8 protein-coding genes are annotated in these 12243 nt (G+C 57.2%); 4 read left to right on the top strand and 4 right to left on the bottom strand.

The features are described 5' to 3' along the window. Nucleotides 1–31: 31 nt before the first annotated feature. Nucleotides 32–397: a cupin domain-containing protein gene (locus AC0L8N_RS07435; RefSeq protein WP_473666967.1), complete on the bottom strand. Its 366-nt coding sequence runs from the start codon at nt 395–397 to the stop codon at nt 32–34. Nucleotides 398–513: 116 nt separating this feature from the next. Further along, the gene (gene mmuM, locus AC0L8N_RS07430; RefSeq protein WP_473666966.1) at nt 514–1452 is read right to left on the bottom strand and encodes a homocysteine S-methyltransferase; all 939 of its coding nucleotides are present in this window, start codon (nt 1450–1452) and stop codon (nt 514–516) included. A 272-nt stretch (nt 1453–1724) separates the two neighbouring features. Between mmuM and AC0L8N_RS07425 the strand changes: the two genes are divergently transcribed. Further along, nucleotides 1725–4172, top strand: coding sequence for a DUF305 domain-containing protein (locus AC0L8N_RS07425; protein ID WP_473666965.1), 2448 nt, complete (start codon nt 1725–1727; stop codon nt 4170–4172). A 22-nt stretch (nt 4173–4194) separates the two neighbouring features. On the opposite strand, the gene AC0L8N_RS07420 is transcribed toward AC0L8N_RS07425, so the two are convergent. Together AC0L8N_RS07420 and AC0L8N_RS07415 are read right to left on the bottom strand one after the other, a co-directional pair. Next, nucleotides 4195–5445, bottom strand: a complete 1251-nt coding sequence (locus AC0L8N_RS07420; RefSeq protein ID WP_473666964.1) for a D-serine ammonia-lyase — start codon at nt 5443–5445, stop codon at nt 4195–4197. A gap of 241 nt (nt 5446–5686) precedes the next feature. Then, on the bottom strand, nt 5687–6634 hold the full coding sequence (locus AC0L8N_RS07415; protein WP_473666963.1) for a LysR substrate-binding domain-containing protein: 948 nt from the start codon (nt 6632–6634) through the stop codon (nt 5687–5689). A 67-nt stretch (nt 6635–6701) separates the two neighbouring features. Here AC0L8N_RS07415 and AC0L8N_RS07410 point away from each other — a divergent pair, with 67 nt between their 5' ends. The 3 genes from AC0L8N_RS07410 to AC0L8N_RS07400 are packed head-to-tail and all read left to right on the top strand — an operon-like array spanning nt 6702 to nt 12047. Then, nucleotides 6702–8972 (top strand): TonB-dependent receptor, encoded by a 2271-nt coding sequence (locus tag AC0L8N_RS07410; RefSeq protein ID WP_473666962.1) that lies wholly within the window; start codon nt 6702–6704, stop codon nt 8970–8972. A gap of 32 nt (nt 8973–9004) precedes the next feature. Continuing rightward, nucleotides 9005–10705, top strand: coding sequence for a serine hydrolase domain-containing protein (locus tag AC0L8N_RS07405; protein WP_473666961.1), 1701 nt, complete (start codon nt 9005–9007; stop codon nt 10703–10705). Nucleotides 10706–10736: 31 nt separating this feature from the next. Next, entirely contained in the window at nt 10737–12047 is a 1311-nt protein-coding gene (locus AC0L8N_RS07400; RefSeq protein WP_473666960.1) for a serine hydrolase domain-containing protein, read from the top strand. The last annotated feature ends 196 nt before the right edge of the window (nt 12048–12243 follow it).

Here is a 12243-nt window from a genome sequence, read left to right as displayed (position 1 = left end):
GACACCAAATCCGGTCGCCGTTACGTGTCCCTCACGGCTGGTAAATGGCATAGGTCTTGCGCGTGGTTTCCAGTACTTCCCACTCGCCTTCGAAACCCGCAGGAATAACAAAATTGTCACCGGCCTTGAGTGAATACGCGTTGCCTTGCTGGTCCCGCAGAATCGAGCGACCGCTCAGGATCTGGCAGAATTCGTTTTCCGTATAGCTGATTTTCCAGCACCCCGGCTCGGCTTCCCAGATGCCTGCGAAGAACTTTTCGTCACCGCTCGTGAAATGGTTCCAGGTTCGCTGCAGTGGTTGACCGGTCACGCATTTTTCAGACGGCGTCTCGTACTCGCTGAACTCGGCCGGATTGTTATCGAAGAAGATGGGTTTGGTGGAGATTTTATTCGTCATTTTTCGGGTGCTCGATGCAGGGTGTTCGGAATACCGCATTGGCAGCTGGCAACGCGGCGCATGAATGCCAATTGGCCTAATTGTCACTCTGGACGGTTGCTATCGGCGCGGGAACCTCAGTTGGCGATGGCGTTGTGGATGGCAGCAACGTGCTGCGGTCCTATCCGGCAGCAGCCGCCGATGCCGGTGGCGCCAGCCTGCAACCAGCGCTGTGCGTAGTCGGCATTGGCTGCCGCGCCGTTATCGCCGGACCAGGAGTTGGTTTCAACGTGATAGGTTTCGCCCGAGTTCGGGTAAACGATTACGGCCTTAGCGGCTGCCGCCTGTTTTATCTCTGCGATCAGTGAGGCGACGTGCTGTGGCGCGGTACAGTTCACGCCCAGTGCGAGTACGCGCGGGTGATCGCGAAACAAGGCGCATACCTCGCGCAATCGCGTACCGTCGCTGATGCTTTGCTCGTCCCGGCAACAGAAGCTGACCCACGCCGGCAAGCGGCTTTCCTGCAGCAAACTGGCGAGCGTTTCCGCCTCAAGCACGTTGGGGATCGTTTCGCAGGCCAGCAGATCGGCATTCGTTCGCTCGAGCAGTGCGAGACGGCGCTGGTGAAATGAACGCAATTCGGCGGCGTCTACTTTGTAAACACCGGTGTACTCGGAGCCATCGTGCATTGCGGCTCCATAGGGGCCAATGCTCGCTGCTACCAATGGCACGCGTGCGAGCCCGGGATTGGCGTCGCAAAATTGACTCCGGGCCGTGCAGGCCAACTCCACGGAACGAATGATCAATGCCTCGGCTTCGGCTTCCGAAAACCCCTGTGCTGTGAATCCTTCAATACTCGCCTGATAACTGGCGCTGATGATGATTTCTGCACCGGCGTCGAGAAACGCACGGTGAGCATCAACGACAGCGTCGGGCTGCGTGCTGAGCAGGGCGGCAGACCACAACGCGGAGCTAATATCGTGACCCTGTGCTTCGAGTTCTGTTGCCAACCCACCGTCCAGAACTATCGGACGGCCGTCGGCAAGCAGTTGGGCCAGCGGTTCGGTTTGGTCCATGCGCAATCCTCTGCAACCGTCAAAACTCAATGGTTCAGTCTAACGCGCCGTTGGCAGATCACGAAGAACCTGCTGGCGCGAAGGCGCGCCGTGCTTTTGACGGTCGAGATGGCGTGCCTGGCCCGCCGCTTACGGGCGAGCCGGGAAGGGAGTCTGCGTGTGTCGAGCAGGAGGCCAAAACCAGTCTGAATGGGCAGAGCGGGTCTGGTAAGCTCCTTGAATCACGCGTCGCCGTGGTCCTGAAAATAAGAACCCGTACAGGAGTGAAACCATTGAACGTACTCTCCGCAGACCTGATCAGGCCGTCTGTTCGTTTCGTCGTAGCTACCGTCTTGCTTGGCCTTGCAACGACGAGCTTCGCGCAGGATGTACCCATTTTTCAGCCAGGCGCGCCAGGCCAGAACGCTCGTGAGCTGACGGCCGACGAAGCCATCAAGATTGCCAATACCAGCCACTCACCGGCCGATACGAAGTTCATGCAGGACATGATTCCGCATCATCATCAGGCTACACAAATGGCCGCGCTGGTGGCGGATCGAACGAACAACCCGACGCTGGTCGATGTCGCAGGGCGCATCAATGCGTCGCAAGAAGATGAGATGTCGTTCATGCAGGACTGGTTGCGTGAACGCGGTGAGGACGTGCCGGAGCCCAGCGCTCATCACGCGATGCACACCAGTCACAAGATGGCGGGAATGGCATCGCCGCAACAGATGGCCGAACTGGCTGCTGCGAAAGGCACTGAATTTGATCGTCTGTTTCTGACCTTGATGATTGCGCATCACGAAGGTGCGGTGAAGATGGTTGAGGAGCTGCTGTTGCAACCGGGCGCCGCTTACGACCCCGTGTTGTTCGATTTCACAACGGATGTAACCAATGATCAGAATGCCGAAATCGAACGCATGAATGCGTTGCTCGTCGGGCTTTCACCCGATCCGCGTTCCGGTCTCTCCGCAGGTTTCGATAATGCAGGCGAGGCGATCATGCACATGGAGCTGCTTGCTTCGTTGCCGCGCCCAGCCGGTTTTTTCGATCCCAAGAACCCCGCGGGCCTGCCGCTACCAAAACCCAAGAAAGACGGCGACGTAGCTGAAGGCACGGACGACGATGGCCAGAGCAACAAAGACAATGAGTGGAGTGACCGCTCACCACTGCTGAGTTTCTCCAATACCGATATGGCGTTTGCGGGTGACGTGCTGGTCGCCGGTAATTATCACGGCTACAACATCTACCGCCTCGGCGAAGATGGAATACCGAAGCTCAACAGTTCAATCGTTTGCCCGGGTGGGCAGGGCGATGTCTCGGTCGTCGGCGACCTGTTGATTATGTCTGTAGAACAAACGCGCGGTCGCATGGATTGCGGCTTGCAGGGAGTTAGCGAAGACGTCAGCGATGAGCGTTTCCGTGGCCTGCGTATTTTTGACATCAGCAATCTTCGTCGTCCCGTGCAAGTAGGTGCTGTGCAGACCTGCCGCGGTTCACACACGCATTCAGTGGTATCCGGCCCTGGCAAAGACGGCAAAATCATTGTCTATAACTCCGGTACGTCGTCTGTTCGAGATGAAAAAGAAATGGAAGGGTGCATTGGAGAAATAGCCGGCGATGACCGCACGGCGTTGTTTCGTATCGATGTGATTGAGATCCCTGTTGATGACCCATCGAAAGCCCGCATCGTTGATAGCCCGGCTGTATTCGCGGACGAAGAAGGCGGCGTACTGGCCGGTTTGTGGCGCGGTGGTGATCACGGCGACGATACGCAGGAAACCAGCGTAACCGACCAGTGCCACGATATAACGGTATTCCCCGAACGCGGTATTGCGGCCGGTGCCTGCTCCGGTAACGGCATCCTGTTTGATATTTCCGATCCGCTGAAACCGAAACGCATGGACGTGGTTATCGACAAGGGCTTCGCCTACTGGCATTCCGCAACGTTCAACAATGACGGTACGAAAGTGTTGTTCACGGACGAGTGGGGTGGTGGCAGCCGGCCGCGTTGCCGAGCTTACGATCCACTGGACTGGGGCGCGGATGCGTTTTACGACATCGTTGACGGCAAGCTCATCTACCGCAGTCATTACAAGTTGCCCGCACCGCAGGTTGAGCAGGAAAACTGCGTAGCACACAACGGCTCGATCGTGCCGGTCCCGGGTCGCGATATCTTCGTCCAGGCCTGGTACCAGGGCGGTCTCTCGGTGATCGACTTCACTGACTCGGACAATCCGGTTGAGATTGCGTACTTCGACCGTGGTCCCGTTCATGAAGAACACTTGATTCTGGCGGGCTTCTGGTCAACCTATTGGTATCAGGGTCTGATTTACGGCACCGAAATTGCCCGCGGTCTGGATGTGCTCGCGCTCACTCCAAGTGACTACCTGTCTGCCAGCGAGATTGCAGCGGCAACGCTTGCGGATCAGGGCGAGCGTTTCAATCCGCAGCAGCAGTTCCCGGTAAGCTGGCCGGCCAACCCTGTGGTTGCAATGGCGTACATGGATCAGTTGCAGCGCAGTAATTCTCTGCCCGCGGAGTTGGCTGGCGAGCTGGAATCAGCGCTGATGAACGCCAGCGCTGTGCAAGAGCGTGGTGACAGTGATCGCGGCCTCGCGCGGACACTTAATGATCTGGCAAAGTCAGTTGTTAAGGGCGATGGCAATGATGCAACCCAGAAGCGCCGTGCGGCACTGGCAGATACCTTGCAGGGCATCGCGACTGGAATACGCTAGCGCGTCACTGGCGGCGACTTTTCTATAAGAACTGCTGGAATATAGCTTCCGGCATGAGGTCGCCGCCGGTCGTCCAGACCACGTGAGTGCCCTGCATAACGTTCTTTAACGCGGGTCGTGCAGGGTTGCTCGTTTGGTCTGTACTGATTGCCTGTAAGAACGGTTCCAGCGCGGCGAAGCCGGCCGTCGCCGACGGCTCGAGTCGCAGGGCTGCATTGCCCCATGCTCTGCCGACCCAGGCAAGCATTGACTCGTCAGGCACGGCTACAACTGCATCTATCTGCTTACCTACTTTATTCAGTACCAGTTCTGATGCACGGCTGACCGCCAGTCCGTCGGCTTCCGTATTGTTGGAGAGCCCGACGTCATAAACCGATTTGAGCGCACCGTCGCAGGCAAGTGCTACGAACACGCACGCAGAATTGACGGGTTCGACGAAAACGCAGACAACGGCGTCGCCGAAAATGGACTTCAGTCCGTAGGTTATTCCGCCGGGCGCCCCGCCAACACCGCAGGGTAGATACACAACAAGTGGGTGTTCGACAGAAACTTCGACGTTTGCTTGCCTGAGTTGCTGTGCAAGTTCTTCACCGGCGCCGGCGTAGCCGACGAACAAGTCCCAGGAATTCTCGTCGTCGATGAAGTGAGTATTTTCGCGTTCGGCGACACTTGTGCGGGCTGAGCTGACGGTGCTGGTGTAGTCGCCAGAGTGTTCGACGACGGTCGCACCGAGTTCCCGCAGCCGTGCCTTTTTCCATTCTTTGGCATCGTCGGACATGTGCACTTCCGCTTGCATGCCGAAACCAATGGCGGCAACACCGATGCTGTAGCCCAGATTGCCGGTGCTAGCGACCACGACGGTATGTTCTGCCAGTACATTTCGCGCCGGCTCGTCAGCAAGCAATGCGTAGGTATCCTCGTCTTTCAACAGGCCAGCATCCTGTGCAATTTTCTCAATCACACACAGGAGTCCGAAGATGCCACCGCGGGCTTTGACGCAAGCGGTGATGGGCAGTGAGTGGTCCGCCTTGATGTATACGGGAGCCGGTGCCGGCAATGAGGCGGGGTATTCGGACAGCGGTGAATTGATGCGGCCACGTCCGTCCGGGGTATCAAACAGTCGCGCCAGTGCGGGTGCAAACCGCTGCCAGCGTATTTCGGCGGCAGCAACATCGGCGCGCGCGGCCTGTGCGTCAAAGGAGTCCGCCTTGGCGGAATTCAGCCAGACGGCTGCTTCTCCGGCTCGCAATTTCGTCAGGAGTTTTCCGTGCATTCCAAATCCAGTGATGCGACAGACGGAATGCGCTCCGGCTCGGGGCATTGCGGTCGCTTACGTTTACAGACTGACGCACTTTGGGCGGTTCGGCCCCGGACATACAAACGACTTCTACTTCTTCACGGAAGTAGTCAGACTAATGCGGCGATCTCCCGCGTGGCGATCCTCGGCTGGTGCGAGTCATGACAGTTGCTGTCTCGCAGCGCCGCGACCGCGTGCGGTGACGGCTGATCACTGGCTAGGACGGCGCTACGCTGCTCATCAGCGCGTTGCGGCGGATCATGAATTGTTCGCATTCGTCTTTCAGCCAGGCCAGCACCGACTCTACTCGCGGGTCGTCATTGTCTACGGAGATAAAGACGTAGCGGGAATTGGCTGCTATCGGTTCTGCGACCACCGGCACCAGTCGCTTCGATTCGAGATCGTCTATTGCAAGAGTGAGTCGTGCAGCTGCAATCCCTTCACCTGAGCGCGCGGAGGCCAGCGCCAGTTCGGCCATGTTGAAATGGCAGCTCCGATAGGCGGTATTCTCCGGAAAGTTGAGCGCACTCAGGATCGTTTGCCACTCGACATTGCTAGGTGCGCCGTCCCAGGGGGCGGAGTCGTGCAATAGTGTGGCATCGGCGAGTTCCAGCGTGCCGGGTCTTGCCCCCTGTTTCTCGAGGAATTCGCTGGACGCGACCGGAATGAGGTGCTCGCTCATCAGGTCGTGTGTGGCGAGGTCACTGTAGCTGAATGGATCATAACGAATGGCCGCGTGCAGGCCTTCACGGACAAAATTATCCCGGCTGAGCGCATGAAATTCGGCCCGCAGGTGCAGATCTATTTCCGGATGCAGGCGCAGAAAACGCCCCAGCCTCGGCATCAACCAGCGATTGGCGAATGACGGAGAGCAGCTGAGGTGCAATGGCGCCTCGGGCGTGCGAATTTCCTCCACTGCCTGTTCGATCCGCCGCAGAGCCGGGGCAATCTCGGCATACAGGCGGTGGCCGCTGTGCGAGAGTTCCAGGCGACCGGGCAGTCGGTGAAACAAGCGGGAGTCGAGATGCTGCTCAAGGTGACGTACTTGCTGGCTGACGGCGCTTTGCGTCAGGTGCAGGTCGTTGGCTGCGCGTGTGAAACTGTTGAGGCGGGCCGCGGCCTCGAAGCAGCGCAACCAGGTAATCAGGGAGGGGCTCAGATGCATGGCATTAGCCTAGCTAATGGTGCTTGGGAGTACAAGTCGTTTGTCACTGGACCCTCCAGCGCATGAAATGGATTCGCTAACATTTCAGGGGGCACACATCATGTTCAATCGGCTATCCGATATTCCGCGCATGGCGGCAACCTTGCCAGCTATTGCGTTGCTTGTCGTTGCTGGCACAGGCAGCGTACAGGCACAACAGAGCGACAACAGTCCAGCGGCGCTGGAGGAAGTCATCGTTACCGCGCAGAAGCGCGCGGAAAGCATGCAAACGGTGCCTATCGCAATTTCGGCTTTGTCTTCCGAGTCGCTAGAGCTGCGAGGCATTGACAGTCCGGAGGGCCTGCAGTTCTCAGTACCCAATCTCAATCTCGGCCAGCAGGCGGGCAACGGCTGGACCAACATCGTGGCGACAATTCGCGGCGTTGGCACGGTAAACGCTCTTCTGGACCCAGGCGTGCCAATGCACGTTGATGGCCACTACATGCAATCGACTGCGATCCTCGCGCGAAACTTCCTCGATGTGGAACGCGTTGAAGTGCTGCGTGGACCGCAAGGCACATTGTATGGTCGTAACGCCATCGGCGGATCGATCAATGTGATTACGAAGCGTCCGAGTGAGAATCTCGAAGGTGCGTTCTCGGTGGACCTTGGTAGCTTCGACAAACGCGCTGTGCAAGCGGTGATCAGTGGGCCACTCAGCGACAGATTGCGTGGTCGGCTCAGCGTTTCCGATGAAAAGCGCGACGGCTACGTTCGCAATCTGTCTAATCGAGGCGCATCGAGCTACGTCAATGCCGACTACACAACGATACGCGCGGCGCTCGACTACGACTTGACTGATGACGTTACCGTTCAGTTCAGTGCCTATTACTACGACAGTTTTACGAACAGTATTTCGTTCCGGCGTTTTAACGAGTACCCGCCACTGGGCGAGAGTTTCAGTGCCGATTTCTACGTCATCAATGGTGCTGGGACTAACCCGACGGTATCGGACCGGCACACGGTCAAGCTGAACAATCCCGGCGAGACTCAGGACGAGGCTGTCGGTATTTCCATGGACGTCATATGGGAACTGGGTGATATGGAAATACGTTCGATGACCAGTTACAACGATTCGCAGACGACTCGTTGGGCCGATCTCGACGCTTCTGACGTGCTGAGTGTCACGACCTACACCGACTTGCCGATGGAAACGTTCACCCAGGAATTGCAGTTCTTGTTCCAGAATGACGGTGCAGTATCCGGGCAAGCCGGGCTTTTCTATTATTATCAGGACAGCCCGCTATTCACCGAGTTTGCCAATGACAACACGGTAGCCAACCTGTACGACCAGACCACACCGAAGTCTTTGTTTCAGGAAACGTATTCCTGGGAAGTAAAGTCTTTGGGTGTCTACGGGCAGATCGAATACGCCTTTTCGGACAAGCTGGAGCTGGCTATTGGCGGTCGATACACGAAGGACAGCAAAGATCAGCTCTCCATTTCCGGCGGCAATTTCGGCGGCACTCTTGATCTCGAGACGGTGGTTGTCGATCGCAGTTGGGAGCAGTTCACTTACCGGGCGGCTTTGAATTATCAGGCCAGCGATGACGCCATGCTCTACGCGTCGTACGCGACCGGCTATAAAGCAGGCGGCATCTTCATTCTTAGTGCCTACGATCCAGAATACGTCAATGCCTTCGAGCTCGGATTAAAGAGCGACCTTCTCGATGGTCGGATGCGCCTGAACGTTGCGGCTTTCCACAGCGATTACGAAGACAAGCAGGAACGTATTCGCTTGCTGGACGAGGGTGTGCTCACACCCGGTGGCATGATCCAGAACGTTCCGAACACCGTCATCCGTGGCGTTGAGATGGAAGGTCAGGCACTGGTCAGTGATCGCTTCTCGATCGATGCCTCCCTGACCTGGCAGGATTCCGAATACGATGGCCTGGTCATTCAGGACTCGCTCGGCGTGGATGGTCTGCAGGACATCACCGGGAACAGGCTGCCGAACTCTGCCGAATGGCAGGCGCACATCGGTCTGCAATACGAGACCGATCTCGACAGTCGAGGTACGTTGCAATGGCGGGCAGACATGTCTTACATGGGCGAGCGTGAAGGCGGTATTCACAATTACGACTTCAGTACGGTGCCGTCATACCAGTGGATGAATGCCCGACTGGTCTGGGAGAGCCTGGATCAGGCGTGGCGTGCAGACCTGTACGTGAAGAACGTACTTGACGAAGTTGCTCTTACAGGGCGGTCAAAATCAAGCTCCGATGAATTCGGTTATCCTGATCTCGGTGACTTCCTGCCACCGCGAACATACGGAATCAAACTCACGAGGCACTTCTGATCACTCCATAACCAGCGAGATAAAAAGTGCCTATGAGCATTGTTGTATCGCGTTCAATTGTGGTTCTGCTGGCAGCGGTAACGCTGCCAGCAGTTGCGTTTGCGGCCGAGGATCCGATGGCTGCGCAAGCGGCTGCTGTCGACGCGTTGTTCGCGGAATACGAACAACCCGGCTCGCCAGGCCTCGCGGTCGGCGTTTATTATCGCGGCGAAGCGGTCAAGACGGCCGGTTACGGACGTGCCCATCTTGAACACGATATCGCAATCTCGCCGACGACTGTTTTCCATGTGGCCAGCGTATCCAAGCAGTTTGTTGCGTTTTCAGCGGCGTTGCTCGAGGCTGACGGCAAGCTGGATCTGGATGGTGATGTCCGCGAGAACCTGCCCTGGGTTCCTGACTTTGGTCAAGAGATCAGTCCACGCCAGCTGATCTACCACACAAGCGGTCTGCGCGATCAATGGACGCTGTTCGTCCTGGGCGGTCTCGAAATGGACAACCGTCTGCGGCAGCGACAGGTCGTATCCATGATGAAGCGCCAGCAGGCATTGAATTTTGCGCCCGGCAGCGACTACGCGTATTCGAATGCCGGTTATACCGTCCTGGCCGAGCTCGTCGGAGCCGTATCAGGTCAGTCGCTGCGCGAGTTTACCGCTACGCGCATTTTTGAACCGCTGGGCATGACCAATACCGTTTTCTATGATGACGTCACCGAGGTCTTGCCGAATCGTGCGCAATCCTATGAGAAGAATGATGACGGTATGTGGCACCGATCGCCGCTGAACTTCGACAATGTCGGCGCCACCAGTTTGCACACGACGGTTGATGACCTGTTGGCATGGGCCGGCAATTACCTGCAACCGAAAGTGGGTTCCGGTCAAGCCCTGGCGCGGATGCATGAATCCGGCAAGCTGGCTAATGGCACGCATCTGAACTATGGCTTCGCCCTGCAGAAACGTGAGATCGCCGGTCATTCCGCCATCTCGCACTCAGGCGCTGATGCGGGCTTTCGCTCTATCATTGCCGTGTTCCCTGACGATGATTTTGCCGTAACAATTCTGGCTAACTCACCGACCAACCTGCTTAAGCCGCTGGAAGAAATCGCGGCCATCTATTTGACACCGGACTACGAACCCGGCGCCTGGAAGAAATCACTACCGGCAACGATCAAGCCCGACGCATCAACGGTTGCCGAACTGCAGGGGCAATATATTCACGACAATCGCCCCGTCCTGGTCCTGGAAAAAGACGATAGCGAATTGACCTACCGTGTGCTCGACAGCGAAGCGAAACCCGTCGTCTTCCGCGACGATGGCAGTTTCGATTTCGGTGACGAGTCGCGGTTGTACGGCGCGAACTACCGTGCGGTGCGCAATGCGAGTGGCAATATCACGGGTATAGAAATGCGCGACGGTAGCCCTGTTGACGGTCAACACTTCGTGTATCAGAAAATCGAACGTAGCCAACCGGCACCGTCGGACCTCGAAGCTCTCTCTGGCAACTACGCAAGTCGGGAGCTGGATGTCACGTATACACTATCGGTTACGGATGGCGAACTCACTATAGAGAGCCTCTGGACAGCACCGATCACTTTGCGTGCAACAGTTGCCGATCAGTTTGAGGGCGAGTGGCCAATGCACGAGGTTATTGTGCAGCGCGATGTCGATGGTCGCCCGTCTACCTTGTTCATTTCCTCAGAACGCGCGCGACGGGTGCGCCTGGACCGTATTGATTAGTACAAATGTTGCGGACGCAATGGAGAGATATATGCCGAGCATGCCCAAAAAACCAATTACAGCGGGCTTTTGCCGCGCGTGGCTGCTGGCCTGTTTGACGATGGCTGCTGCTTGCAGCGGAGAGGTCGATCGATCTCCCGCCAACACTGATGTTTCGGCAGATGCTACTGCGCCGGCGAACGAGACGATCAATGTACCGGCCAACGCGAGCGACAGCATGCAAACGCTGCTTGAAGAACTCGCCGAGATTGCGCCTGGGGTTTCCGCCGCGGTGGCTACCAAAGACGGCGTGGTCTGGTCGGGAACTGCCGGCTGGTCTGATATCGAGAACCAGCAGCCAGTAACGCCGGACCAGCTGTTTGGCATTGGTAGCATTACCAAGACCTTTACTTCGGTGGTTCTACAGCAGCTCGCTGATGAAGACCGGCTTGATCTCGACGCATCACTTGCCTCGATACTCGGTGACGAAGTAGACGGTATCGCGAATGCTGACACAGCTTCCATTCGTCAGCTTATGAATCACACTAGCGGTATTCCGAGCTGGGAAGACGATGCTACGTGGAAACGCGAAGGCCGCGGAGTGGACCTGAGCCCAGATCACATGTGGGGTAAGACGGAAACATTGCGCTACATAAAAGGTCAGCCTGCATTGTTTGCGCCAGGCACGGAGTACAGCTATTCGAACAGCAACTTCACTTTGTTGGGCCGGGTTGTCGAAGTAGTTAGCGGTAAGGACCTCGTCGAAGTCATTGAATCGCGCATTCGCAGACCGGTCGGCATCGACAGCATATTCCTCGAAGGCTTTGAGCCGATACCCGATGGACGTCATGCGACCCGTTATCATTTCAACACGCCGGATTTTCGTCGTGACGCCGGGTTGAATGAGGCCTTCGTGGCAGTAGATGACAAACTCATCAATGTGGCCGCAACCAATCTGTCGGTTGAATGGGCCGCGGGAGGCATGGTCGCCGCCGCTGGTGATCTGGCGCGTTACGGGGTAGCCGTATTCGATGGCACCTTGTTATCTGAGCAAGCTATCGCTGATCTGACCACGTTCCGGCCAGTCCGGGATACGCGCCCCGAAGATACCGCGCCTGTCGCCGAGACGGGCTACGGCGTTTTTCGCCGTTATTTGGGCGAGCATCAGGTGCTTGGACACGGCGGTGATGTACTCGGCTACTCAGGCTGGCTCTACTACGAGCCGAAGTCGGGTGTTGCGATGGCGATTCTGACCAATGCTGGGACGATGCACGCGGGGCCCGGTGTTGGTGCGGGTTCTGTCGTTTCCAGGGACGGGCGTTTCATGGACGCAGCCATCGCGCTGGCCTGTCCTGATTGCTGACAAACTCTCCGCAACTACGGAGCGACTTGCCGTTCGCAGTCTGGATCCGCCGTAGACCAGGATCCGCTAGTCGGCGTGGAGCTTGTTGCTGACCAGGGTCAAGTGCCGCCAGGTAGCAACAGGATGCGTAATCCATCCACAAAGCAAAAACCAATATGATCAGTTCAGAACTGAAACAATCACGATCTACTAACGG

It is taken from the genome of Woeseia sp. D3-10 (assembly GCF_055809415.1).
Note: the sequence above shows the minus strand (reverse complement) of the source record. Positions and strands in the feature narration are given on the sequence as shown.